The organism is Peribacillus sp. Bi134, from assembly GCF_918698065.1.
In the GTDB taxonomy this organism is placed as follows: Bacteria; Bacillota; Bacilli; order Bacillales; family DSM-1321; genus Peribacillus.
This window is the reverse complement of the sequence record NZ_CAKKLN010000006.1, coordinates 112,995-138,659: the sequence shown is the minus strand read 5'-3', so window position 1 is coordinate 138,659 and position 25,665 is coordinate 112,995. Positions and strand designations below refer to the sequence as shown.

At 40.9% G+C, this 25,665-nt stretch carries 22 protein-coding genes; 12 read left to right on the top strand and 10 right to left on the bottom strand.

Annotation, left to right across the window (positions count from 1 at the left end):
• Positions 1-290 precede the first annotated feature (290 nt).
• The 6 genes from LQ188_RS14480 to ald all read left to right on the top strand — a co-directional run bounded on the left by LQ188_RS14480 (position 291) and on the right by ald (position 6,724).
• Positions 291-1,289 (top strand): inorganic phosphate transporter, encoded by a 999-nt coding sequence (locus LQ188_RS14480; protein ID WP_101224326.1) that lies wholly within the window; start codon positions 291-293, stop codon positions 1,287-1,289.
• Between the two features lie 238 nt (positions 1,290-1,527).
• The gene (locus tag LQ188_RS14475) at positions 1,528-2,148 is read left to right on the top strand and encodes a DUF47 domain-containing protein (RefSeq protein ID WP_063235631.1); all 621 of its coding nucleotides are present in this window, start codon (positions 1,528-1,530) and stop codon (positions 2,146-2,148) included.
• Positions 2,149-2,163: 15 nt separating this feature from the next.
• On the top strand, positions 2,164-3,162 hold the full coding sequence (locus tag LQ188_RS14470; protein WP_101224327.1) for an inorganic phosphate transporter: 999 nt from the start codon (positions 2,164-2,166) through the stop codon (positions 3,160-3,162).
• Between the two features lie 129 nt (positions 3,163-3,291).
• Positions 3,292-4,548 (top strand): helix-turn-helix domain-containing protein, encoded by a 1,257-nt coding sequence (locus tag LQ188_RS14465; RefSeq protein ID WP_230177196.1) that lies wholly within the window; start codon positions 3,292-3,294, stop codon positions 4,546-4,548.
• 49 nt (positions 4,549-4,597) lie between these two features.
• Positions 4,598-5,419 (top strand): EcsC family protein, encoded by an 822-nt coding sequence (locus LQ188_RS14460; RefSeq protein ID WP_230177195.1) that lies wholly within the window; start codon positions 4,598-4,600, stop codon positions 5,417-5,419.
• A gap of 171 nt (positions 5,420-5,590) precedes the next feature.
• Positions 5,591-6,724 (top strand): alanine dehydrogenase, encoded by a 1,134-nt coding sequence (gene ald, locus LQ188_RS14455; protein ID WP_053533925.1) that lies wholly within the window; start codon positions 5,591-5,593, stop codon positions 6,722-6,724.
• 259 nt (positions 6,725-6,983) lie between these two features.
• Here the strand turns inward: ald and LQ188_RS14450 are convergent, their stop codons facing one another.
• Positions 6,984-8,351 (bottom strand): FAD-linked oxidase C-terminal domain-containing protein, encoded by a 1,368-nt coding sequence (locus LQ188_RS14450; RefSeq protein ID WP_230177193.1) that lies wholly within the window; start codon positions 8,349-8,351, stop codon positions 6,984-6,986.
• A gap of 83 nt (positions 8,352-8,434) precedes the next feature.
• A complete protein-coding gene (gene proC, locus LQ188_RS14445) occupies positions 8,435-9,241 on the bottom strand; it encodes a pyrroline-5-carboxylate reductase (RefSeq protein WP_230177191.1) in 807 nt (268 codons plus the stop codon).
• A 284-nt stretch (positions 9,242-9,525) separates the two neighbouring features.
• Here proC and LQ188_RS14440 point away from each other — a divergent pair, with 284 nt between their 5' ends.
• From LQ188_RS14440 to LQ188_RS14425, 4 genes are all read left to right on the top strand, one after another.
• Positions 9,526-11,091, top strand: a complete 1,566-nt coding sequence (locus LQ188_RS14440; protein ID WP_230177190.1) for an MDR family MFS transporter — start codon at positions 9,526-9,528, stop codon at positions 11,089-11,091.
• A 102-nt stretch (positions 11,092-11,193) separates the two neighbouring features.
• The gene (locus tag LQ188_RS14435) at positions 11,194-11,826 is read left to right on the top strand and encodes a DNA-3-methyladenine glycosylase (protein ID WP_101224332.1); all 633 of its coding nucleotides are present in this window, start codon (positions 11,194-11,196) and stop codon (positions 11,824-11,826) included.
• 131 nt (positions 11,827-11,957) lie between these two features.
• Positions 11,958-12,653, top strand: a complete 696-nt coding sequence (locus tag LQ188_RS14430; protein WP_230177189.1) for a TIGR03943 family protein — start codon at positions 11,958-11,960, stop codon at positions 12,651-12,653.
• 286 nt (positions 12,654-12,939) lie between these two features.
• Entirely contained in the window at positions 12,940-14,097 is a 1,158-nt protein-coding gene (locus LQ188_RS14425; protein ID WP_230177188.1) for a C40 family peptidase, read from the top strand.
• A gap of 673 nt (positions 14,098-14,770) precedes the next feature.
• Here LQ188_RS14425 and LQ188_RS14420 read toward each other — a convergent pair.
• On the bottom strand, positions 14,771-14,974 hold the full coding sequence (locus LQ188_RS14420) for a hypothetical protein (RefSeq protein ID WP_230177187.1): 204 nt from the start codon (positions 14,972-14,974) through the stop codon (positions 14,771-14,773).
• A 992-nt stretch (positions 14,975-15,966) separates the two neighbouring features.
• Positions 15,967-17,634 carry a thiamine pyrophosphate-binding protein gene (locus LQ188_RS14415; protein ID WP_230177186.1) on the bottom strand — a complete coding sequence of 556 codons (1,668 nt, stop codon included), beginning with the start codon at positions 17,632-17,634 and terminating at the stop codon, positions 15,967-15,969.
• Between the two features lie 247 nt (positions 17,635-17,881).
• Between LQ188_RS14415 and LQ188_RS14410 the strand changes: the two genes are divergently transcribed.
• On the top strand, positions 17,882-19,285 hold the full coding sequence (locus LQ188_RS14410) for a sigma 54-interacting transcriptional regulator (protein ID WP_101224338.1): 1,404 nt from the start codon (positions 17,882-17,884) through the stop codon (positions 19,283-19,285).
• 87 nt (positions 19,286-19,372) lie between these two features.
• Here LQ188_RS14410 and cobT read toward each other — a convergent pair whose 3' ends face one another.
• From cobT to LQ188_RS14390, 4 genes are all read right to left on the bottom strand, one after another.
• Positions 19,373-20,419 (bottom strand): nicotinate-nucleotide--dimethylbenzimidazole phosphoribosyltransferase, encoded by a 1,047-nt coding sequence (gene cobT / locus LQ188_RS14405; protein WP_230177185.1) that lies wholly within the window; start codon positions 20,417-20,419, stop codon positions 19,373-19,375.
• Positions 20,420-20,550: 131 nt separating this feature from the next.
• A complete protein-coding gene (gene lepB, locus LQ188_RS14400) occupies positions 20,551-21,096 on the bottom strand; it encodes a signal peptidase I (protein WP_101224340.1) in 546 nt (181 codons plus the stop codon).
• A gap of 251 nt (positions 21,097-21,347) precedes the next feature.
• Positions 21,348-22,055, bottom strand: a complete 708-nt coding sequence (locus tag LQ188_RS14395; RefSeq protein WP_230177184.1) for a nitroreductase family protein — start codon at positions 22,053-22,055, stop codon at positions 21,348-21,350.
• Between the two features lie 114 nt (positions 22,056-22,169).
• Complete coding sequence (locus LQ188_RS14390; protein WP_101224342.1) at positions 22,170-22,586, bottom strand: Rrf2 family transcriptional regulator; 417 nt, start codon at positions 22,584-22,586, stop codon at positions 22,170-22,172.
• A 275-nt stretch (positions 22,587-22,861) separates the two neighbouring features.
• On the opposite strand from LQ188_RS14390, the gene LQ188_RS14385 reads away from it, so the two are divergent.
• On the top strand, positions 22,862-23,815 hold the full coding sequence (locus tag LQ188_RS14385; RefSeq protein ID WP_230177183.1) for a bile acid:sodium symporter family protein: 954 nt from the start codon (positions 22,862-22,864) through the stop codon (positions 23,813-23,815).
• Positions 23,816-23,866: 51 nt separating this feature from the next.
• On the opposite strand, the gene LQ188_RS14380 is transcribed toward LQ188_RS14385, so the two are convergent.
• Together LQ188_RS14380 and LQ188_RS14375 are read right to left on the bottom strand one after the other, a co-directional pair.
• Positions 23,867-24,133 carry a hypothetical protein gene (locus tag LQ188_RS14380; RefSeq protein ID WP_230177182.1) on the bottom strand — a complete coding sequence of 89 codons (267 nt, stop codon included), beginning with the start codon at positions 24,131-24,133 and terminating at the stop codon, positions 23,867-23,869.
• 138 nt (positions 24,134-24,271) lie between these two features.
• On the bottom strand, positions 24,272-25,582 hold the full coding sequence (locus LQ188_RS14375; protein WP_230177181.1) for an amidohydrolase family protein: 1,311 nt from the start codon (positions 25,580-25,582) through the stop codon (positions 24,272-24,274).
• Between the last annotated feature and the right edge of the window lie 83 nt (positions 25,583-25,665).

Genomic DNA, 25,665 nt, shown 5'->3' with positions numbered 1-25,665 from the left:
AAACGCACCAATTTATATATATAAAAGGAAACATTTTATCTTTTTAATCATTCACTAAGTTAAATATTTTGTAAAAAAATGACGAAACATCTATCCTTATAGTTATGAAATTCGTTACAATTGAATAGTTCGACTTAAAACCAAGTAAAAAAGAAGGTGTCAGCTTTTATAGAATAATCAAACGTAAAACTCCCATCCTAAATATTGAGGAGTTGCAAACTGTTATGCGCCCATTCATTGGCCAAAATCCATATACACTTTACACTTGAAATCAAGGGAGTCCTCCATGTATGAATAGCATACTCATCTTAACAGTGTTAATTATTATTTTTGCTTTGGTCTTTGACTTTATCAATGGTTTCCATGATACGGCTAACGCCATCGCTACAGCAGTATCAACCAAGGCGCTTAAACCACGTCATGCAATCATCATGGCTGCGGTCATGAATTTATTAGGAGCACTGACCTTTACCGGTGTTGCGCATACCATTACGAAGGATATCGTGGATCCTTTCACATTGAACAATGGTTCTTATGTAATCCTTGCTGCACTAATTTCGGCCATAATATGGAATTTAATCACCTGGTATTTTGGCATTCCAAGCAGTTCCTCCCATGCGATCATTGGTTCAATAGCGGGAGCTGCCATCGTGGCCAGTGGATTCGATGCAATTAAATGGAGTGGATTCACTAAAATTGTACAAGCATTGATTCTATCTCCCATCCTTGCCTTTACGCTTGGATTCATTGTATACAGTATTTTCAAGGTAGTATTCAAAAATAATAATTTAGGAAAAACCAATAAGCGATTCAGGAGAATACAAATTCTCACGGCGGCCATCCAGTCTTATACACATGGAACGAATGATGCTCAAAAATCCATGGGTATCATCACGATGGCTTTGATCGCTAACGGATATGCCTCTACCTCTGAAGTTCCATTCTGGGTACAATTATCATGTGCCATTGCCATGGCGCTTGGTACATCTATCGGAGGTTGGAAGATCATCAAAACCGTTGGCGGTAAAATCATGAAAATCCGTCCGGTTAATGGCGTTGCTGCAGATATGACTGGTGCAGCGATCATTTTCGGTGCAACCTTCCTGCATATGCCTGTCAGCACGACTCATGTCATTTCTTCTTCAATACTAGGGGTCGGTTCTGCACACCGCATCAAAGGGGTAAAATGGGGAACCGCAAAAAACATGTTGGTCACTTGGTTCATTACATTGCCAATTTCCGCTTCCTTATCTGGAATCATTTACTATTTGATTGCTTTATTTTTATAGAAACTTTTGCCTTTCCATATCGGAAAGGCTTTTTTTTTTACAAATACCCCCTTATAATTGCAGGTTTTTCCCTTTTTTTAATTTTCCTTGTTTTTTTATGTAAAGTTTTATTAAGATTTTGTAAATTTTCGTCGAAAAACCTTCCCGGATACTACATGAATTCGTTACAATCAATTTGTTAATACTAAGCGTACGACTAAAGTGCGTAAATTTGCATGACTAATTGGGAGGCTTTAACATGGCTTTTAAATCAAAAAAAGACAAATTCGCTGTAATGCTTTTTAACATCGCTCAAAACCTTAAAGAAGGTGCTGACTATTTCGCGGATTATAAACTCAAAAATATCTCCGATCTAAAAGTATTTTCAGATACGATGAAAGACTATGAGCATAAAGGCGATTCAATGGTCCATAATGTGATCAAAGAGCTGAACAATGCTTTCATCACTCCTATCGAACGGGAGGATATCCTTGAATTAACCATGAGAATGGATGATGTCATAGACGGTTTGGAACACTGTGCGGCATTATTCGAAATGTACTCAATTGTCAATGCAGATGAGTATATGCTTAAGTTTGTGGATGCAATCAAACAGTGTACGTATGAGATTGAAAATGCTGTCGATACACTATCCACTAAAAAATTGCCAATGATTCGTGAAAATGCAATCAAAATTAAAGATCTTGAATCAGTTTGTGACGGAATCCAACGTCAATCAATCAAAAACTTGTTTACAGTTGAAAAAGATCCAATCAGGATCATTCAATATAAAGAAATTTACGAAAGCCTTGAAGAGATCGCCGATCACTGTCAAGCGGTGGCCAATACACTTGAAACAATCATAATGAAAAACGCCTAAGGAGTACCCCAATAAATGGATACTTTATTAATTTTAACAATATTAATCGTTTTCTTTGCTTTAGCATTTGACTTCATCAATGGTTTTCATGATACAGCCAATGCAATAGCTACTGCTGTTTCAACAAAGGCCATGAAGCCTAGGCATGCCATCATCATGGCAGCAATCATGAATTTCGTCGGAGCTATGACATTTACTGGAGTGGCGAAGACCATAACGAAGGATATCGTGGATCCGTTCACGCTTCCGAATGGTTCATATGTAATTCTGGCTGCTCTGCTTGCCGCTATCATATGGAATCTTCTTACCTGGTATTACGGAATACCAAGCAGTTCCTCCCATGCATTGATTGGTTCCATTGCAGGTGCAGCCATTGCTGCAGCAGGCTTCGCCGGCATTAAATGGGAAGGGTTCATGAAAATTCTTCAAGCTTTGATCTTCTCCCCGCTAATTGCTTTTGCAATCGGGTTTATCGTATACAGCATTTTTAAAGTAGTCTTTAAAAACAATAACCTGACAAAAACAAACCAAAAATTCCGTACTATACAGATTGCTACTGCGGCACTTCAATCGTATACACACGGAACGAACGACGCTCAAAAAGCGATGGGTATCATCACGATGGCCCTTATTGCAAATGGTTATGCATCAAGTACCGATATCCCCTTCTGGGTTCAATTCTCATGTGCACTGGCAATGGGACTTGGAACTTCCGTCGGCGGATGGAAAATCATTAAAACCGTTGGCGGCAAAATCATGAAAATCCGTCCGGTCAATGGTGTTGCAGCGGATTTAACCGGCGCTTTCATTATTTTCGGCGCGACTGTAATACACATGCCCGTCAGTACAACCCATGTTATTTCGTCTTCAATCCTTGGTGTTGGATCTGCGCATCGTGTCAAGGGCGTAAAATGGGGAACGGCAAAGAGAATGATCATCACTTGGTTCATCACCATTCCCATCTCGGCAACATTAGCTGGTTTGTTTTATCTTTTAATTAACTTCCTATTCTAAAATAAAATCCCTACCGGTAACCATAGGTAGGGATTTTTTGTATTAACAAAGGATTTATCTATGCTTATTAATAGAAAATCGTTTAAAATTCAAGGAGAAGGAATTTTTTTAGCGAGGGGCAAAATAATAATGAAGGAATTCGAAAAAAATAGAGATATTTTTAAAGACCTTTATGGAGATATGATGGAGTTTGCCGATAGAATCAGTTCTGTTTTAGGTTGCCCCATTACAATCGAGGACGGTAACCATCGCTTACTTGCTTATAGCACACACGATGATACTACGGATCAGGCTCGTATCATGACCATAATCGGAAGACGTGTCCCTGAGAAGGTCATCAACAGTTTATGGAAAGATGGCTTCATACCCGCGTTATTGAAAGAAGATGCCCCCATTAAAATCGGGGCCATCAATGATGTCGGGCTCGGTAACAGGGTTGCGGTTTCCATCCGGAAAAATAATGAAGTACTTGGTTTCATTTGGGCTTTGGAAGTAAATGAACCTTTCTCCGAAGAAGATATGAAATTTCTGCAATTCGCTGCCAAGGAAGCGAAGAACCAGTTACAGCAATTGCAATTGAAAAAGAAAAGGAAAGAAGCCGGTCATCAAGAGTTTCTTTGGCGCATGTTGACCGGGCATTATCAAGAAGAATCGGAAATAATTGAAAATTATCAGAAATTCTCCATCCATGTTCCAGTTGTTTTTTCCATATTGGTATTTGAATTCCCTAAAGAAATCAATCGCGAAGTGGAGCGCTACATTTCATACATGTTAACGACCACTCAAAAGATAAACAGTTCATTATTTGCCATTGACCATAACAAACTCATTCTTTTCGCGGGAGCCAACCAGGAAAACAGCCCTTCTTTCACTTCATCCATTTATGAGTTCATTCCTTTTTTCATTCTGGAGATGAAACGGCGTTTCGGTGTTGAGCATATCCTTGGAACGGCTGGCAATATGTATAAAAACTTAATGGACGTTAAATCAAGTTACGAAGAAGCTCAATACACCCTAAAAATGAAGAATATATTCCCTGATGACATGAAACTCATTTTACATTATGAAGAACTTGGCATGTTTCAAATGATTGAATCACTCGCAAGCAACAAACAGCGTCGTGTTCATCCTTCCATCCTTAAACTAAAAGCATACGACATGAAAAACCAGACGGAATTGCTGCAAACACTAACTGTCTATCTAGAGAAAGACTGCAACCCAAACGAAGCTTCAAGAAACCTTCATATCCATGTGAATACATTGAATTACCGATTAAAAAGGATCTCGGAAGTGGGAAATATCCGGTTAAAAGACCCGATTCAAAAAATGTCCCTCTTTCTTAACATTAAACTTAATCAATATGATGAATTCTTCAAGAAAAATTAATGATATATTCCCTGATATGGAATACTAGAGGTGTGGAAAGGTTGATCTTATGAAACTTGAAACAAAAGAAGAACTTGAAAAAGAATTAGCAATCATAGATAAATGGGAGAAGGATCAGAAAGGACTATGGTTTTGGGAACGTATTGGGCGGATCCCTTTCAAGCTATTGGATAAGTTGACACCGGATTTCATTCAGAAAAAATTGGGTGTCATGCTTGATGAAATCGGCAGCTACATTCAGAATGGCGGAAAATATTTAACGAAAGAAGCTCATATTCTAAATCAGCTGCAAGCCAAGAATCCCGAGTTGAATATTACTGCCCTGGAAGATGTTTCAAGCATCCCCCTCCATATCATGGATAGCGTGAGTCAGGATATTAAAAATTCAGGGAGCAAATTGGCAACGGTTCAAGGTGCCACTACCGGGATTGGCGGAATCTTCACCTTGGCAATCGACATCCCCCTTCTTCTCGGCATGTCGATCAAAATCCTTCAGGATATCGCCATCACATATGGCTTCAATCCTAGGGACCGCCAAGAACGTATATTCATCGTCAAATGCCTGCAATTCACAACATCGGATGTAGTCGGCAAAAAGGCTCTATTAAATGAATTGTCGAAAATGACCCAGACTGATTCCCAATCAAAAAGGGAAATAGCCTCAGAACTGCAAGGATGGCGAGAAGTAGTTTATACATACCGTGATCAGTTTGGCTGGAAAAAGCTTTTGCAAATGGTTCCTGTTGCCGGAATAATATTTGGCGCCCTTACAAATCGTTCCATGATTGCCGACATAGCCGATACGGGAATCATGCTTTATAAGAAAAGAAGGATTCTAGAGCGCATTCAAGAACCAATTGCAAAGAATTGAATTCAGCTTTTAATAGGTTTTGATCCTGGCAAGTCCATGTTTTTTGAAACTGCGTTTGTGGAATTCCACAAATACACCTTTTTCATTTTTCTGATTTCCACATACTAACTGTTTCTTTTTCCAACTATACTTGTGATACAAATAGTAAAACATATTATTGGAGGGATTAAGATGAGAATAGGAATTCCAAAAGAGATTAAGAACAATGAAAATCGTGTAGCTATCACTCCAGCTGGGGTCGTAGCATTAGTCAATGCAGGACATGAAGTATTAATCGAAATGAACGCAGGTCTAGGAAGCAGTTTTACAAATGAAGCATATCAAGAAGCTGGAGCTGTTATAGTCGAGGACGCTGCTAGCGTTTGGGCAAGCACAGAAATGATCATGAAAGTAAAAGAACCTATCTCATCTGAATATAAATATTTCCGAAAAGATTTAATCCTTTTCACATATTTACATCTTGCGGCAGAACCGGCACTAGCTCAGGCCCTAAAAGAAAGCGGTGTCTTGGCCATTGCTTATGAAACGGTTGCAGTAAACCGCACACTTCCTTTATTGACACCAATGAGTGAAGTTGCAGGACGCATGGCTGCACAAATCGGTGCTCAGTTCCTTGAAAAAAATAACGGCGGTAAAGGAATACTCTTAAGCGGAGTTCCTGGAGTTAAACGCGGTAAAGTCGCTGTTATCGGCGGAGGCATGGTTGGAACGAATGCTGCTAAAATCGCTATTGGATTAGGCGCAGATGTTACCATTCTTGACTTAAGCCCAGACCGCCTTCGTCAACTTGATGATATTTTCGGAAATGAACTGACTACACTCATCTCCAACCCTTATAATATTGCAGAAGCAGTCAAAGATGCCGATTTGGTTATCGGTGCTGTATTGATTCCAGGTGCTAAAGCTCCTAAGCTCGTTACTGAAGAAATGGTTAAATCGATGTCTCCAGGTTCAGTCATTGTCGATGTTGCAATCGACCAAGGCGGTATCTTTGAAACGGTCGACCACATAACAACACATGATAACCCTACTTATGTTAAACATGGAGTAGTGCATTATGCAGTGGCGAATATGCCAGGAGCAGTGCCTCAAACTTCTACAGTTGCTTTAACTAACGTAACTGTACCATTTGCACTTCAAATTGCAAACAAAGGTGCCATCAAAGCAATCCTTGAAAATGATGCCCTTGCAAAAGGCGTCAATGTGGCGAACGGTGAAATCACGTTCGAAGCAGTTGCCACAGACCTTGGCTACAACTACGTAAGTGTTGAAAACGCCTTAAACCCAAATAACATTAACGCTTAATAAAAAATAAGACTCCAGAATCTTGTCTGGAGTCTTATTTTTTTTGGACGAGAATCTCGATGAAGCTGTATGTCTTCATACGAATCCGGCCTTTAGGTCGAATTATTTGGGGTTAGGTCCGATTTTCTGCTCGATCGGTCGAATTATCCAGAGTTAGATTGAATTATCTGCTATGACGGACTATTTTTCCGGAAAGGCCACTACTCTGCCCTTTCCCCAGTTAATGTTATTACTGATCTATCAAAATAGAATATTCCTCTTAATCTATGAAGATCTTCCCGGGATTCATTATTCCTTTCGGATCCAATGCCTGTTTGATCGTTTTCATCACTTCGTAAGCTCCTCCATGCTCCCTTCGCTGATACTTCGATTTTCCAAGGCCCACTCCATGTTCACCCGTACATGTACCGCCTCTGGTTAATGCATATTCGACGATTTCTTCATTTAACCTCTTCGCTTCTTTAACTTCTTCAGGGTTTTTCAGATCGATCATGAACAATACGTGATAATTCCCGTCACCTACATGACCTACAATCGCCCCCTCCACTTTGGATTGTTCGACTTTCTTCCTTGTATCCAGTATGGCATTCGATAATTCATGAAGGGGCACACTAACGTCGGTCACCATCAACTTCTTCCCCGGTGCGCTGTGAATGAATGCGTACGCGAGATTATGGCGCGCTTCCCATAAGGCATTCCGTGCTTTTGAATCGGTTTCAAACTGGATATCCCCACAGCCAAAATCACTTACGATTTCCTTGGCAAATTTGACGTCCTGTTCCAGTCCGGCAAAGTTCCCATGAAACTCGAGGAATAAAGTTGGTTTGACTTCATAGGATTTGTCCATGAAATGATTAACTTTTTTTATGGACTCGGCATCAACCAATTCAATTCGTGCAATCGGAATACCAGCAAGCATAATCCCATTAACCGCAGATACTGCCTGTTCGACGGTTGGAAATGATGCTCTCCCTGCCATTGTGACTTCAGGAATGCCATACACCTTTAATGTCAGTTCAGTAAATACACCCAGCGTACCTTCAGAGCCAACAAACAAGCCATTCAAATGGATGCCTGAAGATGATTTTGTCGCTAAGCTTCCGGAATGAATCACTTCACCGTTTGCTAAAACTATTCCCAAATCCCTTACTTGATTGCGCATTATCCCATATTTGACCGAGGTCGTCCCACTTGCATTCGTAGCTGCCATCCCTCCCAATGTAGCATCGGCACCAGGGTCGACGGAAAAGAACAAACCGTATTTTTTTAATTCTTTATTGAGCTGCGTCCTAGTCACACCTGGTTGGACCTTCACAAGGAAGTCATTTTCCCTGACTTCCAATACTCGATTCATCAAGGACAGATCCAGGGAAATTCCCCCTTTGACTGGAACGACATGCCCCTCCAAACTTGATCCTAATCCAAAAGGAATGACCGGTATTTCATGCTCATTCGCATAACGCATGACTGAGCTTACTTCCGCAGTATCCCTTGGATATATGACCATATCCGGAAGGTGCGGAGTGTGATATGATTCATCATGGCTGTGCTGCTCCAATAATGTTTCATTCACCGTTACTTGTTCTTCCGTCAGAATCTTCCTTAATTCTTCTATATAACCATTCATTATGCATCCTCCTCTTTTTTCACAAAACATTCTGAAAATGAAAAACGGACAAGATTGCCCTCTAAAAGGCAATCCATCTTTCTTCATTTACTTAAACCTTTCGTTTTATCCGTGCATGCCTTCATTGCTTGCAGAATGCTGGATCTTAGCTGATTTTCTTCTAAAGACGCTACCGCAGCTATCGTTGAACCGCCCGGCGTGCAGACATCATCCTTTAAAGCAGCGGGATGTCTTTCCGTTTCCAGTACCATTTTAGCAGCTCCCATTACAGCTTGTGCTGCCATTCGGTATGCTTGTTTTCGTGGAATGCCGTCACGGACCCCTCCATCAGCCAGCGCCTCGATGAACATATATACATAAGCAGGCGACGAACCGCTGATGGCAGGTACTGCGTCCATCAAATCTTCATGCAGGATTTCCGTTTTACCGAAACTATTCAGCAGTGCAGTCACATCCTCTATATCAGCATCGGTAATTTGATCATTAATGCTCATGGCAGTCATGCCTTCACCGACAAGCGAAGGAGTGTTTGGCATCGTCCGGACAACCTTCACTTTTTTTCCGAAGCTGTTCTCAACTAGTGATACAGTGATGCCTGCTGCCATAGTAATGATCACAGCGTCTTCTTTAACATGATTCTTCACTTCTTCCAGCACTTGCTTATGCATGGCAGGTTGGATTCCTAGAAAGAGAAAATCAGCAAAACCGGCAACCTCTTTATTATCCAAAGTACCTTTAACCTTATATTTCGTGGTGATTTTAGTTTTGGTCTCCACACTCGCAGTACTGACCATGATCCCTTCAGGTGAAATGACCTCTGCAAGCAGCATGCCCTCAAGCATCGCCTCACCCATTTTGCCGCATCCAATAAATCCTATTTTTTTATTCATATCTTACACTTCCAATCATAAGTTCATCTATATTCCTTCTTATTATATCGGATATGATAAATGGAAACACGTTGGAGACATTAATAAGGAAGGATTTGGTGGTTTCTGGTCGAATTACTTTAGTGATATGGATGTATCCTTAAATCCACCTTTACGCAATATAGTCATGCAATTGAATTTTTTAGCAAAAAAAATGTTGACTAAATGGTCATTAGAGATTTATAATTTTGACCTATCAGTCAAAAAACGAATAAGGAATACAGTTATAGGAATGGAGAAATGCTATGCAAATGGAAAAAAAAGCGGTCAATACCAAGCTTGTCTTAACAGGATTGATCATTGGAATGTTTTTCAGTTCATTGGAACAGACGATCGTCGGTACGGCCATGCCGACAATTATCGGGGAATTGAATGGATTTACCATCTTTGCATGGGTAACGACTGCCTATTTAATAGCCTCAACGACTGTTGTACCCATTGTTGGAAAGCTATCTGATTTATATGGCAGACGTTCCCTTTATCTGCTTGGCACGATCATATTTACGATCGGTTCGTTTTTATGTGCCACAGCCACTTCGATGGAGCAATTGATCATCTACAGGGGCCTGCAGGGAATCGGCGGCGGGATGATCATGCCTTTATCCCAAACGATAATCGGTGATATATTCTCTGCGGAACAAAGAGCCAAATGGCAGGGTGTATTCGGAGCCCTTTTTGGTTTAAGTTCTGTCATCGGCCCTTTTCTGGGCGGCCTGATCGTTGACCATATCAGCTGGCATTGGATCTTTTTGATCAATGTACCGACGGGCTTACTATCTGCCATTTTGATTTATGTAGGATTGAAACATGAAGCGATAAGGAAAACAGAGAAAGTGAATATCGATTATCTAGGGATTTTCACCTTGATTCCTGGTATTGTCCTGTTACTGCTTGGCTTGACCTTCGGTGGTGATAAATTCGAATGGTTATCATTAGAATCTTTCTTGATTTTCGGCAGCACCATTGTCTTCATTGCCCTATTCATCTTTTTTGAAAGAAGAGCGGTCGAACCGATCCTTGATTTATCCCTTTTTAAAAATAGAGTTTTTACCACCACGAATATTTTGGGATTCTTGCTTGGCCTTGGCATGTTCGGGGCAATCATGTTTGTCCCGCTGTTCATGCAAGGCGTATTGGGAGTTTCACCAACAAAAGCAGGGTCGACCATGACTCCGATGATGATCGGTATGATTCTTTCCAGCATCATTGGCGGGCGGTTACTTTTGAAATTCCGTTTTCGTACCGTGCTTACCTTTGGAATGGTCTTTGCGACGCTTGGCTTTTTCCTAATGAGCATGATGGACGGCAGTACGACTATATTCACTGCGTACTCATTCATGGCCATCCTTGGGATAGGCATGGGTCTTGTCATGCCGACATTGATGATTGCCGTTCAAAACGAATTTCCAAAATCGCAGCTCGGGTCGGTTACAGCGGCTTCGACATTCTTCCGATCAATAGGAGGAACGATGGGCATCACGATTTTGAATGCTGTCATGAATCACAATCTCCAGCAAAATATGGATGATGCGGTCGTAAGTCAAAAGGACCCTATATTGCATGAGGCACTGAAAGCATTAGCCGATAAAACGGACACGTTATTCAACATCATGCTTTATCCTGAAAACCTTAAAATGCCCGCAGAAGTCAGCACTGTCCTTGTAAAAACGATTGAAAATGCTTGGATCGATGCATTCTCCAGTGTTTTCATCACCGGTATCTTTTTTGTTTCCGCAGGGATATTAGTGGCACTTTCCGTGGGTTCGGGCCGAATCAAAAAAGATCAAGAAACGGAAAAGGAATTAGGCTAAAGAAAGGTCGGCTGATATAATCAGCCGGTCTTTTTTTCCCTTCATGTTTCTTTTTCATTGATAAGGGAATTTTACCTGTATGAGACTAAATGGAGTGATATCATGAACAAGATATACGATTCAATTTTACCTGCGGATTTTTATCAGCAGCCTACCCTTGAACTGGCAAAATCCCTTCTTGGCTGCCTGATTATAAAAGAAACAGCGGATGGAACCGCTTCTGGATTCATTGTTGAAACAGAGGCCTATATTGGACCTGGAGACAGGGCCGCACATAGCTTTGGAAATAGAAGGACAAAACGGACGGAAGTGATGTTCGGAAATTCAGGTTTGATCTATACATACGTCATGCACACACATACACTGGTCAATGTCGTAAGCGGAGGGCCTGAAAATCCGGAAGCCATTTTAATCCGTGCGGTTGAACCCTATTCGGGGCTCGAGTTAATGCATGAAAGACGAGGAATTGCCGATATTCGTAAATGGACCGATGGACCAGGTAAGCTAACAAAGGCACTGGGCATCACCATGGATGATTATGGTCGATCTTTTACGGATCCCCCGCTATATCTAGCTGTCGGAAAACAGCCTGAACACATATCCAGCGGCCCCCGCGTCGGAATCGACAACTCCGGGGTAGCAAAAGATTACCCTTGGCGCTTCTGGGTTACCGACAATCAGTTTGTATCGCGTAAAAACCTAATTAATAAAGCTGTACCGAAAAATAAACCATGATTTTATCCCCTCTATGTTGAATAGTGTAAATCCTTTGGATGTGACACAACTTTGAGGGGAGTTTACTTTATTCAATTTTCTTAATCCCCCTCCCTATTTAACTTCCAGCCTATTACCCCAGTAATATTAAATTGACTTCCTTCCATTATTTTAAAGAAGATAATCAAGAAGAATGTGTTGATTGTCAGTGCGGACATGATCACTCCCAGGAAAACAAGAAATGGAAAAAGAACCTTACTTACTTCCTTTACGTCATTCCCATTTTAACCGGTCTCTTTTTGCCTGTTGCCACTATGGACTCGAATATCGTAGAAAAAAAAGGATTTCATTTCCCGGTATATGATGACTCAGATGATTATAGCCAGCATCAATTTCTGCAGCCGGATACGAGTCTTTATTATGGCAAGGATGACTATTTAACTTTAATGGATCACTCGCTCAAAGACTTAGTTGACCATGATAGTCTTCATTTAACCTATGAAAACTATCTAAACGACTTAGAGGCCATCTATTACTCTCCTGGAAAATTCACTGGCAAACAAATTACGTTAACCGGGTTTTCGTACAATTCAGATGAGCTAGCCAAAAACCAGGTATTCCTGTTTCGCTTTGGCGTCATTCACTGTGTCGCAGACTCTGGGGTATTCGGTATGCTGATCGAATTTCCCGAAGGTATGCATCCAAAAAATGATGAGTGGTATTCCGTGACAGGAGAATTGGAATCCATTTATTATCAGCCATTCAAGAAAACCATTCCCCTGCTCAGAGTATCATCACATAGTAAAATCGCAGAACCTGACGATCCCTATGTTTATAGACAATATTAAAAAATTTATCATGGAAAGGTAAGGATATTATATTATTCTTACCTTTCTTTTTAATTACCTCAAAGCTTCCATTTATGAAATCTCTTTTAGCCTAGTTATCTCTTTAGGCGATATTAAGGATCCTGCCCATCCACTTGAATCCACTCAATATGACAGATCTGCAAATTATCCTGATAAATGACGAAAAAGTTGAATTTTATTTAAATGGGTCATGTTTTTTATATGCCTTACCTTTATAATATAAATGCTACATATTTTTTTACCACATCAGGAGGAACTTTCCTAAATGAACAATTCGAAAAACTCTTTCATTCTTGCAGGAACCATTATAGGTACCCTTATCGCCGGCACTTCTGCCTATGCTGGTTCTTATCAAGTTAAATCAGGGGACACCCTTGATAAAATCTCTAAAGCTAATAATACAACTGTCCAACAATTAAAATCTCAAAACCATTTGACTAGTAACCTTATTTTTCCCGGCCAAATCTTGAAATTTAATACTCTTAACACTAAGAATATAGATAAAACCGAAAAATACGTAGTTAAACTGGGGGATACTTTATCTAAAATTGCTAAAAGATACGACCTTTCACTTAGTGCCCTGCTTAAATTAAACACTAATATTTCTAATTCGGATCGCATTTATATTGGCCAATCCATCCGTGTTTCCGGACAAGCTCCTGCATCCAGCTCTACGGCTAAAACAAATGCTACATATACAGTCAAATCCGGGGACACCCTGGACAAAATTGCAAGAGTCAACAATATGACTGTCCAACAATTAAAGTCTAAAAACCATTTGACTGGTAGCCTTATTTTTCCCGGTCAGGTCCTGAAGGTTAATACCCTTACCAGCACTCCGGATAATAATAAAAATACAACAGACGTTTATGTGGTTAAATTAGGGGATTCCTTATCAACCATCGCTAAAAGATATAACCTTTCCCTTAGTGCCTTACTTAAAATAAACCCTAATATTTCTAATTCAGATCGTATTCGTATAGGCCAAACCATCCGTGTTTCAGGGAAAGCCTCGGCTTCTTCAATTAATAAACCGTCCAAATCGACCAAAGCGGATCAAGTTCTGGCAGCTGGTGCTAAATACATGGGAGCCAAGTATGTTTACGGTGCGAGCACTTCGCGGACTGACATTTTTGATTGCTCTTCGTTCACATTAAGGGCATTCAAAAGTGCAGGTATTTCCTTGCCTAGAAATTCAGTGGCACAATCACACGTTGGTACAGCTGTATCTTCAAAAGCCCTTCAAAAAGGGGATTTAGTATTTTTTGATACCAATAATGATGGAGTAATCAACCATGTAGGAATTTATGCCGGTAACGGTCAAATGCTGAATGCTTCTACATCTAAAGGAGTATCCTACGCTAACATTAACAATTCTTACTGGGGACCTAGCTTTGTGAAGGCAGTCCGAGTTCTTAACTAAATGTGATGGCAGTAAACGATAAGGAGCAAAGAGCGTGTTTTGATAAAAAAGATCAAACACGCTTTTTTGTGTATGATAATGTCAAATAGCCGCCAACTGGTGTTATGGCTTATACCCCTTCTCATCCTCACTAGCGCATTAACCTTTGCATCGCATAATTAAGTTGTTTATTGATACGGACTCCTTCCAAGCTAGATAATCCAAATGTGGTTTGTTATTTATAACTGGAAATGAAATGTTATTATTTTTTATTCGTTAAAGTATAAAGTCTTTTTTTATAATTGATTTTACGATTAAAAATACTCAACACACTTAAAAGTATTGCAAGACATACAAAATAAACTAAACCTTCACTAGTAAACCAAATTTATAAAAGATAATCGTAGTAATGATAAACACACCAGTTAAAAGCATTTTATAAGACCAATACTTACTAATTATCATCACCTCTTTTTTCATTTTAATAATCTGAATAGGTAGTTTTAGTTAAACCATTAAAATTCTTCACTTAATAATATACAAATTTAAGCTAACCTTTTTTATCCCCCTCTTTCCTCATACCTCGCGCATTAACCTTTGCATTTCCACAATCGCATAATTAAGTTGATTACTGATACGGACGCCTTCAAAGCTTGATAATTCCTTTCGTTGTGCTATTTCATCCTTCTTTTTTCTATGAAAGGTAATCGTTTGTTGTAATAACCAAGCTTTTCTTAATAACATTTTCCTCACCTGCCTGTTTTGTTAAATGCCTTTCCTGCATTTCAACTTGCTTTCTATGGACTTTTTCTTCTATAAGATCTATGAACGGCTGATTATTGTTGAGATTTTCTTTATTCGACTCTATTAACCGCGCTAATGATACATTTTTACGCATTTTTTGTGCCTCCTTCTCTACAGAAATTGCTAAAAAGAATGGTTTTCTCTACTTAGGAAAAATATTTTCCCTATTACTTAGTGACATTTTCATAATACTATTAGTTTAAAAATTCTTGGTTTCAATTTTGAAATGACAGGTACCAATACTGGTATTGTCACTCTGGAACTTGCCATTCTTGTCCTTGATCGGGCCGTGCAGTATCTAGATTACCAACAAAAAAAGGCCTTCTTCACAGAAGACCTTTCAGACTGTATATTAATAAGAAGAGCAAGTTCGCCTACAGTTTCTACTAAAAAAACGTTCCAGCTTCATTTCAGAATCCGCTCCCTTTCCGCTGACTGTCTGCCAAGCTACATCTAAGCAAGCGCCTGTGGTGTCTCGACCAGTCAGTTATTCGGCAGGAGTGTCGCATAATTCTTCTATCCAATAACGGTTACAGTAAAAACCATCAAGGCCGGAGCAAGGTATTCGAACAGCTGCACTGTCTTGGGCCGTTGACACAGTTTATCGACCTAAGCCTCACTGTATTCGGTCGTTCATGCACTGGATTCGACCTATCCCGGACAGTTTTCGACCGTTGAGGCACTTTATTCGACCTACCCCGCACTGTATTCGGTCGTTCATGCACTGGATTCGACCTATCCCGGACAGTTTTCGACCGTTGAGGCACTTTATTCGACCGTTCACGAATTTTTTTCGACTTTCACCTCATTATTCGGACTCCGAAACCCATTTTGTCTCCACACTCGATGAAGAGCAAGTTCGCCTACAATTTCTACTAAAAAAACGTTCCAGCTTCATTTCAGAAATCCGCTCCCTTTCCGCCGGCTGTATGCCAAGCTACATCTAAGCAAGCGCCTGTGGTGTCTCGGCCAGCAGTTATTCGGCAGGAGTGTCGCATAATTCTTCTATCTAGTGAGGTTCATAAACAAAACATAAAGTATATATTCTAGTGTTTTAATCAGGAGTGAGGGAATTTCGTACATGAATTACTTTAGTTTCTCTTGCTCTTCAAGGTACTGCCTTATTTTTTTCAAATAATCCGGTGCATCCATTTGATCTTTCACGACCAGCTCTATAAGGCAAAGTTTATCGGCGTTCATGTCCTGAGCATTTGTAATGGCATCATCCAGTTCACCATTAGTCTCGACTCTTGCTGTAAATGCCTCTTGACCAAACGCTTCAGCCAGTTTTGTATAATCCCACTCTGGTATTTCGTTGTATTTCTGTTTTTCTATATCGACTTTTACGTTTAAGAATTTTTCAATCGTATAGCCGTTATTGTTGAGGATGAACACGATGGGCTTGCAGCCGTTCTCCAGCATCGAGCTTATTTCCTGTACTGTCAGCTGAATCGAGCCGTCCCCGGTAAACAAAAGAACACGCCGGTTTCTATCCGCTATACAAGCTCCGAAAGCTGCGGGCGTCGCATAACCGATGCTTTGCCAGCCTCCCTGAGCAATATAGGTCGCCCCTTTCGGCAATCTGACCTGTGACATGCCATAAGAGAATGTTCCTGTTTCCGTGACCACAATGTCATTTTCCTTCAACATTTGCTGAATTCGAGGATAATAGGAAGCCGCTTTCAGTGGTGCTGACGGGTCTTCCACCATTGTGTCATACGGAAACGAGATGTTTCCGACAGATTCGTTCTGCCGGTAGCCAATGTCCTGGAGCGCACTTAGAATTTCCTCCGCCATGACATTCATATAACTGGCTTCCCCCACTTTTAAAGTGTCAGGTTGAATTTCCACCATTTTCAACGGGTCAAGCTTTGCTGTACCTTTAGAAGTATTGACGTCTGACCAAACAGCACCAACGGCTATGATGAAATCCGCTTCTTCAACAGTCCGAGTTACATCCTTACTTCCGAAAGCTCCGCCGTATACACCAATATACTGGGGATGGCTCTCATCAAACCCGCTTTTTCCCTGCATTAACGAAGCTACTGGAACATTTAATCTCTCAGCGAGCTGAAGTACTGGTTTCTGCAAGTTATAGCGAAGTGTTTTTACGTCGACAAGCAGAACCGCTTTATTTACATGTTCTAACATACCCTTTATATGCTTTACTGCTGACTGCAACGCATTGACATTCGGTTTGGCCGCATTCTCATAAGCCTCACTGTGGGAAATCAACGGTTTTTCAACGAGATCGATAGCCACTACCATATAAACCGGCTTTTTCTTTTCTTTCGCGATTCGGATTGCAGCCGGTATCTCCCTAGCCGCGTTTTCCGGTGTAAGGATCGCCGTATAACCGGTGATATGCTCATAAACCTTACGGAAAACATCAAAATCTCCGTCCATTAACGTATGATGGGCAAGCTCCTTCTCCTGTTGCATCATGGACTTTGGCGAGCCGACAATATGTATGAGCGGCACATTTTCACTGTATGCACCAGCGATTGCATTACATGCGCTCATTTCACCGACACCAAAGGTGGTGATCAGTGCCGACATGCCCTTCACCCGGGCATATGCGTCCGCTGCATATCCAGCATTGAGTTCATTTCGTCCATTAATAAACTCAATCCCATCGTAATCTTCCAAAGTATCTAGCAATGAGAAATTATAGTCTCCAGGCACACCAAAAATCTCTGTAATGCCTTCTGCTTTTAAGCAGTCGTATAAAAATTGTCCCAAGGTTCTGTTCAAAGTCAATCACTCCTTCAAATCGAATACTCTATACTTTATTTATACCCAAACATATGTGGGTTAACCGTAAGTAAGGCAGTTCGCTACTCTATTACTCTAGTTTTAGCTTTGATGTATGAAGTGAGTGAGATTATCGCAGGCATGATTTCATAAATGATTCAATTCCAAATCAAAATATCTGAAAATTCTTGATTCACCTCTGATTTTGATTTATATTTGAATCACTGGAAAGTGGATAAGGGGGAAAATGATGAGTGATAACAATGTTAAAAGAGTTTTGGAATGCATCATCAACACTTCCAATAACAATATTACCGTGACCGATGAAAAAGGATTCATTTTATTCACGAATCCTAACCATTGGTGGATATATGGAATCGAACCAGAACATTATCTTGGGAAATCCGTTTACCAGCTCGAAACGGAAGGAATCCTTTCACCGTCGATTTCCGCCATGGTATTGAAAGAGAAAACACCTGTCCAGATCATGCAGCAAACGAAGACGGGAAAAATCGTCATGTCGACTGCCTACCCCATCTTTGATGAGGATGGTGAATTGATTCGTGTCGTCAGCTATGCCCAAGATCAAACTGAAATAAGGAACCTCCAGGATCAGTACGGTCAATTGGAGAAAAAGATTCAAGAATACCAATCGGAGGTCGAGGAACTTAGGGAACAGGAGGAGCTGATCTATCGCAGTAAGGAAATGCGGCAAATCGCCAAAACGATACACCGTGTTTCCAAAACGGATGCGACAGTCATGCTTCTTGGGGAATCCGGTGTGGGAAAAAGCGTATTTGCCCGGCGGCTGCACAATCAGAGTTACCGCAGCAAAGAGCCATTCATCGAAGTCAACTGCAGTACCATCCCAGAAAGTCTCTTTGAATCCGAAATGTTTGGATATGAAGCGGGATCTTTCACCGGTGCGCAGAAGCAGGGGAAGCAGGGGCTGGTGGAACAAGCAGATAACGGAACCTTATTTCTGGATGAAATCGGGGAGCTTCCCCTGGATATGCAAGTGAAATTATTAAATGTCCTGCAAGAGAAGACCTTTAAAAGAGTGGGCGGAAAAAAAGAGTATAGGATAGATTTTCGGCTTGTGACTGCAACCAATCAAAACCTTGAAGAAATGGTGGAAAAGGGAACATTCAGGCTAGATTTGTATTACCGCTTAAATGTGATTCCGATCCAAATACCTCCATTACGCGAAAGAAAAGAAGACATTGCCATCTTAATCAATCATAATCTCGAAATTATCAACAAGAAATACAAGACAGATAAGAAGTTGCACCCTTCCACTTATGAAATACTGATTCAGCATAAATGGTCAGGAAACGTTCGTGAATTGGAAAACCTGATTGAACGGCTCATTTTGACCTCGGAAGACTCCATCATTTTCCCAGGCTTTCTCCCCTCCCATTTCCATGGACAAGAATCTTTGGAGAAAATAGATGATACCCTAATGATCGACAATATGATGGTTGATGATAGTGATCTCAATACCGCCCTCGAACAAGTCGAAAAATGGATGATGATGAAAGCGAGTAAACAATGCAAGTCCACATATGAAATGGCTAAATTCTTAGGTATCAGCCAGCCTTCCGTCGTCAGGAAAATGAAGAAATATAAAGAACACCTGCCCATTAAGTAACAGCGGGATGAGTGTATATTTCAATGCAGTATCCACCTTTTTAACCTGTATAAATAGGAGACCAGCGTATCGAAGGTCTCCTGTTTCTTATTTATTTGACACGCCTGCAGATTCAAATGTTGCCATTTCTTTAATGACCAATGTCGCTGCCTTAAGGATGGGGTATGACAGGGCAGCCCCTGTTCCTTCCCCGATTCTCATTCCCAGGTCGAGGATCGGCTCCTTGCCAAGCAGTTCTATGGCCGTTCTATGACCAGGTTCTGCAGATCGATGTCCAACAAACATATAATCGACTGCACGTCCGGAAATCAGGTTTGCCAATACAGCAGCCGTGGTTGTAATGAAACCATCAACAAGAATCGGTATACGGTTATTCGCTGCAGCAAGCATGGCCCCTGCCATACCTGCAATTTCGAATCCACCGATATTCATCAAAATGTTGATTGGATCATCAGGATTGGGATTTCTTAATGAAATCGCTTCCTCAATTATTCTTCGCTTATGTAAAATGCCTTCTGAATTCAATCCTGTTCCCTGCCCCACTAGTGATTCGACGCTTTTCCCGCTTACGATGGAGATGATGGCGGTACTGGATGTCGTATTTCCGATTCCCATTTCACCAAGAATCAGGCAGTTCACACCATGGGCAATCATTTTCTCTGCACGCTCATATCCAATTTCAAGCGCTTGAATTACTTCTTCCTTTGTCATCGCCTCTTTCTTATAAAAGTTTCTAGTTCCATTGCGGACTTTTCTCGAAGTTAACCCTGGTGCCTCGATATCTGCATCGATCCCTATATCGACAATATCCAAGTAAGCGTCTATCGCCCGGCTTAATACATTGATTGCGGCACCGTCATTCAGGAAGTTGAGAGCCATTTGTTCCGTCACTTCTTTTGGATAAGCCGAAACCCCTTCTTCCGTAATTCCATGGTCGGCCGCAAACACGATAACCCCCGGTTTCGAAATGTCCGGAAATGCCTCTCCTGTCATCTTGGCCAGTTCGATTATCCATTCTTCAAGCCGGCCTAAGCTTCCCTTAGGAACCGTCAGTGAATCGACATGTCCTTTAACCTGCCGTCCCATTTCTTCATCCAGCATCGGGATGGAGATGGCAGCTAACCCATTCGTCATATTAATACCCCCACAATCCAAAATGAAAAACCTTAACCACAGGAAAAGGTTCTTATCCATCATCTGCTATAAATACAACTTAGTCCACATAATTATCCTCTTAGCTTTCACTTGTACTTACTGTGTTCAATTCACTTCGGCACTCCCATTTCATTAAGTGGGTAAATACGAAATTTCACTTTGCCCACAAGTGATTCTTCAGAAATAAAACCAAATCTTCTTCCATCCCAACTGTTCCTCCGATTATCCCCCATGACAAATAAATGACCCGCAGGTACCTTGGATTTCCCAAGTAAATCACTCAGGCTGAAATTCTCCGTCAGATTTTCTTCAGGCGGAATTTCCCCTTTTTTTGTTTTCAAATATGGTTCCGTATACTTTTTCCCATTGATATATAAGACATCATCTTTCATTTCGACACTGTCACCTGGTAAACCGATCACCCTTTTTATATAATTCTCTTCAGCGTCCGGAGCATAAAATACAACCATATCGAAGCGCTCCGGCTTTCCGATTTTAGCTACCACGATCCGGTCATCATTCTCATAAGTCGGCTCCATTGATTCACCTTTTACTGTGACTGGCGTAAATAAAAACTGTTGGCAAATGAACACGATCATTAAAGCGAATAAAATGGCTTTCAACCACGAAAACACTTCACTTTTCATATTCTTCATAAGGACTTCCTCCCATCCATTGTGAACGGCTAAACCAATTATTGGCTTTCAGCGCAATTCTTTAGCTCTGTTTATCCCCTTAAATATCCTTTTGCGGTCGGGGACTTTCGAGGTGACTTCCCAAAGAAATATATGGAAAAATTGTAACATATCCATTTATCGCTTGCGAGATTAAATCATTTTCAATGCCAATCTCAAACCATGAAAAAAAGGATAGCAAATTTCAGCTATCCTCTTAATACGTTCTTTCCTCAGTATTTATTCCAAGTCAATATAGTATCGAGTGGCAAACGAACTTTTTCAAACCCTGCTTTAGTTCCTTTTCCAATGGAAATTAACATGACAGGCTTGAAGTTTTCCGGTACATTGAATGCATCGACAAATTTGGCTTCATCAAAGCCTCCCATTGGTACTGTATCGTATCCTTTTGCTTTTGCAGCCAACATGATCTGCATGGAAACCAAGCCACCGTCAATCATGGCTACACTTAAAGCCTTTTCAGCAGAAAAGTTTCCGTAATTATGCAGAATAGAGGCTACATATGGCTCTTTGATTTCATTCTTCATGATCCCTTTATTGACTAATTCACCATAAATCCGCTCTGCATTTTTGTAACCTTCAATATCAGCTAAAACGGCAATGACAGCAGATGCGTCGACGATTTGTTGTTGGTTATTTGCGATGGGAAGCAATTCTTGCTGGGTTTGCTTATCTTGAATCACAAGGAATCTCCATGGCTGCAAGTTGGAAGAAGATGGTGCTTGAATCGCAATATCCAGAATTTCACGAATTTCTTCTTCAGTCATCACGTATTCAGGATCGTACTGGCGAACAGATCTCCGTTCATTTGCTACCGTAATGAAATCCGTATCATTAAGGACTTTGGGCTTTTCAACCGGTATATTCAATTCTTTCGATTTATTTAGGTACTCTTCTTTACTCATTATATTTTTTGTCATTTATAATGACCTCCATTTAACTGTATTTAATACAGGAACAGTATATAATGCATACTGTTCTTTTGTCAAATACAGTTTAATAAAAACGAAACCTTGTCAGTTTCGTTTTTCACATTAAGATTTTGATAGTAAGTCAGCAATCGTCTTTTGTTCCAAGCCGTGTATAATCCAGCTCTCCATCTCGTTTTTCAAACCGCATAACGCTTCTCTAGAAGATGGATGAAAGCATTTTTTATCATTCACATCAAGAAAGCCTTTTGAGAAAGGTTCCGATTTAATTGCAGAGTATATGTCTGCAAGAATGATTTGTTCGGGATTTTTGGCAAGTGAATATCCCCCATCCCTGCCCTCCTTCGCTTGAATCAGCCCGGCCTTCACTAAATTACTTAATATTTTTCTAAGAAAACCTGACTCCGAATCAAGCTTATCGGCCAATTTATTACTATTACATAATCCATCATGATCAGCAAGAACAAGCAGGGCTTGTACGGCAAGACTAAACCACATAATACTGGAAACCTTTTCTGACATTTCTTTCACCTCTCTCCTCTACTTTAAACTATTTTTCAATGAATATACAACGATGCATCGAACAATCCTGCCTAAAACCTCTTTTTAATGAACCCTCCCTCGTCGGGGAAAGCTTGAAGCCCTTTTGGAACGATGCGAGTTCCAGGGCAGTGATAGTAATCTTTTTTAAAAATCCAAAAAAGATATAGACAAATTTCTTGTCTTACAAATTATATTTTTAGGAATATGGTAAACTTACTTAATAGAATTTACTTTACTCAGGAAGTGGATGAATCATGCTGAAAACAATAAATGAACAAATGGATAAAATTATGCCCCTTATCACGCCGATAAGCGTGGTTATTGGGGTATTATTGGCCGAACACCTAATGGATTACACCTTTCTTGTCCCATGGATATTTGCCTTCATTACCTTTTCCGGAAGTTTAGGCTCCAACTTTGAATCTCTTAAACAGGCAGTCACCCACCCTTTACCTGTTTTCATCGTATTGCTCATCCTTCATTTGCTTATGCCTGTTTGGGCTTTTGGACTCGGCCATTTAGTGTTCCATGGTGATGCTTTCACGATAACCGGCCTAGTCCTGGCTGTAGTGATTCCAACCGGTGTCACCAGTATGATCTGGGTATCCATTTATAATGGGAATGCCGTACTTGCCCTAACGATCATCTTGATCGACACCCTACTCTCGCCATTCATCGTTCCATACAGTGTATCCCTTTTTGGAGGCGGTTCGATCGAAATGGATTTAGGTTCGATGGTGAAAGGATTAATCGGTATGGTCGTTCTTCCCTCCATGCTTGCCATGTTCTTGAATCAAGCTACAAAAGGGAAGATACAATATACACTATCCCCCCGCTTAGCTCCATTTTCCAAGATAAGCGTTGGAATCGTAGTCATATTGAACAGTTCAAAAATCGCGCCTTACTTAACCCATTTCGATAAGAAATTAATGATCATGGCCTTCTTGGTTTTGTTCATAGCTGCTTCTGGGTATGCCATTTCTTGGATGGTCGGGGCATATTTAAGATGGGATAAGGCGGATATCATCACTTTGACATTTACAGGTGGCATGCGAAACATCAGTGCGGGAGCCGTTCTTGCAACCGCCTATTTCCCTGCTGCCGTCGCGGTACCCGTTGTACTTGGGATGCTGTTTCAACAAATGCTTGCCTCCTTTTTTGGCTATGTCATGGAAAGGCATTTCCATCGTGATGTGAATGAAGGGTGAGCCGTCGAAACAACATGATTGGAAGATAGTGTATAATCATTACATAAATCTTCATACGGTGGTGAAATTCATGATCCATGCTGTCAAAGATTTTTTATCCAGCTGCTTGCTGATTACCAGTTGGTTAATATTTGCGGTCAGCAGCATTTTTTTCGTCTTTTCGTTTTTTACCGTTTTTGCCATACCTATTTTCTTATTAATATTTTTTATCGGCTTCCTTTGTTTCCATATTTCCAAGAAACTGGACTCACGACGGGTTTCTAAGTGTTGAGATCTATTTATTCTACAATACTGGCGGTAAATTTTTTTGAATGCCATTTGACACGAATTATCCCCTACAAATTTATTCCGACGTGCAACCAGATTAATTGACCTACAACCAATTTTCGTCGCTTAACTTAATCCATAAAAAAGGAGCTGCAAATGGCAGCTCCATTTTTTATTCTCACATCTGCATTATCGTGATAAGGTACCTTGCAGACGATTTGTTTCGGCGATTACTTTTTCTTCATCGATCGTTAAGCAGCGGCCATCTTTCACGACGTTTTTGCCATCAATGTATACATCACATACATCATTTCCGCGTGCTGCATAAAGCAGGTGCGAATAGGCTTCACTCAATGGCTGAAGATGTTCTTTGTCATATGGGTAAATGGTGATGAAATCTGCTTTTTTACCAGCTTCCAGTGATCCTGTATGACCCATGCCTACTGCTTCGGCACCCATTCTTGTGGCCATGGCGAGTGCCGTTTGGGCAGGGAATTTAGTAGCATCCTTATACATTCCTTTTTGCAGTAATGCAGCCGTCCTCATTTCTTCGAACATATCAAAGTTGTTATTGGAGGCAACGCCATCTGTTGCCACTCCCACTTTAATGCCTGCTTCAAGAAGGCTGACGACATCTGCTATTCCAGATCCGAGCTTCAGGTTACTGATTGGATTATGGGCAACGCGAACATCATGCTGTTTTAGGATTGCCCGCTCTTCATCATTGAGAACCACTCCATGTGCCATCACGGTAGGCTGATCGAACAGCCCTAGACGGCGAAGGTGCTCGACAGGACGGGATCCGTAACGTTTTTCGATGTCGAGGATTTCAAAGTCCGTTTCCGATACGTGAATGTGCACCATCAAGTCATTCTCTTTTGCAATCCGTGCACTTTCCATGATCGCTTCAGGTGTGCAGGCATATGGGCTATGTGGTGCGACCATTGTAGTCAGGCGGCCATCGGCAAACGTTTTATAGTTTTTTGAAAACTGCTCAGCTCCCATGAGGTTCGCCTTTTGATCTTTTTCCGTACCCAAGCTGAAGATCGTGTAGGAAAAGGCTCCCCGCATTCCTGTTTCGCCTATCGTCTCCATGACAGCACCCGCATCTATTCCATTAGGATTAAACATATCCGAAAATGTCGTGGTTCCTGATTTCATCATTTCCATGATGCCAAGCTGTGAACTTACAGAGGCGATTTCCGTTGTAAACTGGCTTTCGATCGGCCATATTTTCGTTTCAAGCCATGGCTTCAGCAGCATATCGTCCCCGATACCGCGTAAAAGGGTCATTACAATATGCGAATGGGCATTCACAAGGCCTGGCATAATCCATTTCCCGCCAAGGTTGACCACTTGATCTGCATCTGCCAATTGTTGTTCATCATGCTGGCCGATGTAGGATATGGTATGATCTTGTACAATCATCATGCCGTTTTCAAAGATTTGATTTTCCTTGTCCATAGTAAAAAATGTAGCATTCACATATATTGTTTTCATAAGTATTTCCTCCAAAGTCGTCACATGTATTAACATGTTCTATTCCGCATTCTAAACTAGCACCTTACATGTAATCAAGTAAT

Excerpts from the sequence above, each read along its gene's own strand:
- LQ188_RS14425 (WP_230177188.1), top strand. The coding sequence starts at position 12,940 with ATGAACAATTCGAAAAACTCTTTCATTCTTGCAGGAACCATTATAGGT.
- LQ188_RS14380 (WP_230177182.1), bottom strand. The coding sequence starts at position 24,133 with ATGGCATTCAAAAAAATTTACCGCCAGTATTGTAGAATAAATAGATCT.
- LQ188_RS14410 (WP_101224338.1), top strand. The coding sequence starts at position 17,882 with ATGATGAGTGATAACAATGTTAAAAGAGTTTTGGAATGCATCATCAAC.
- proC (WP_230177191.1), bottom strand. The coding sequence starts at position 9,241 with ATGAATAAAAAAATAGGATTTATTGGATGCGGCAAAATGGGTGAGGCG.
- LQ188_RS14465 (WP_230177196.1), top strand. The coding sequence starts at position 3,292 with ATGAAGGAATTCGAAAAAAATAGAGATATTTTTAAAGACCTTTATGGA.
- LQ188_RS14385 (WP_230177183.1), top strand. The coding sequence starts at position 22,862 with ATGCTGAAAACAATAAATGAACAAATGGATAAAATTATGCCCCTTATC.
- lepB (WP_101224340.1), bottom strand. The coding sequence starts at position 21,096 with ATGAAGAATATGAAAAGTGAAGTGTTTTCGTGGTTGAAAGCCATTTTA.
- LQ188_RS14450 (WP_230177193.1), bottom strand. The coding sequence starts at position 8,351 with ATGAATGGTTATATAGAAGAATTAAGGAAGATTCTGACGGAAGAACAA.
- LQ188_RS14475 (WP_063235631.1), top strand. The coding sequence starts at position 1,528 with ATGGCTTTTAAATCAAAAAAAGACAAATTCGCTGTAATGCTTTTTAAC.
- LQ188_RS14390 (WP_101224342.1), bottom strand. The coding sequence starts at position 22,586 with ATGTCAGAAAAGGTTTCCAGTATTATGTGGTTTAGTCTTGCCGTACAA.
- LQ188_RS14460 (WP_230177195.1), top strand. The coding sequence starts at position 4,598 with ATGAAACTTGAAACAAAAGAAGAACTTGAAAAAGAATTAGCAATCATA.
- cobT (WP_230177185.1), bottom strand. The coding sequence starts at position 20,419 with ATGACGAATGGGTTAGCTGCCATCTCCATCCCGATGCTGGATGAAGAA.
- LQ188_RS14395 (WP_230177184.1), bottom strand. The coding sequence starts at position 22,055 with ATGACAAAAAATATAATGAGTAAAGAAGAGTACCTAAATAAATCGAAA.
- LQ188_RS14420 (WP_230177187.1), bottom strand. The coding sequence starts at position 14,974 with ATGCGTAAAAATGTATCATTAGCGCGGTTAATAGAGTCGAATAAAGAA.
- ald (WP_053533925.1), top strand. The coding sequence starts at position 5,591 with ATGAGAATAGGAATTCCAAAAGAGATTAAGAACAATGAAAATCGTGTA.
- LQ188_RS14435 (WP_101224332.1), top strand. The coding sequence starts at position 11,194 with ATGAACAAGATATACGATTCAATTTTACCTGCGGATTTTTATCAGCAG.
- LQ188_RS14470 (WP_101224327.1), top strand. The coding sequence starts at position 2,164 with ATGGATACTTTATTAATTTTAACAATATTAATCGTTTTCTTTGCTTTA.
- LQ188_RS14375 (WP_230177181.1), bottom strand. The coding sequence starts at position 25,582 with ATGAAAACAATATATGTGAATGCTACATTTTTTACTATGGACAAGGAA.
- LQ188_RS14480 (WP_101224326.1), top strand. The coding sequence starts at position 291 with ATGAATAGCATACTCATCTTAACAGTGTTAATTATTATTTTTGCTTTG.
- LQ188_RS14440 (WP_230177190.1), top strand. The coding sequence starts at position 9,526 with ATGCAAATGGAAAAAAAAGCGGTCAATACCAAGCTTGTCTTAACAGGA.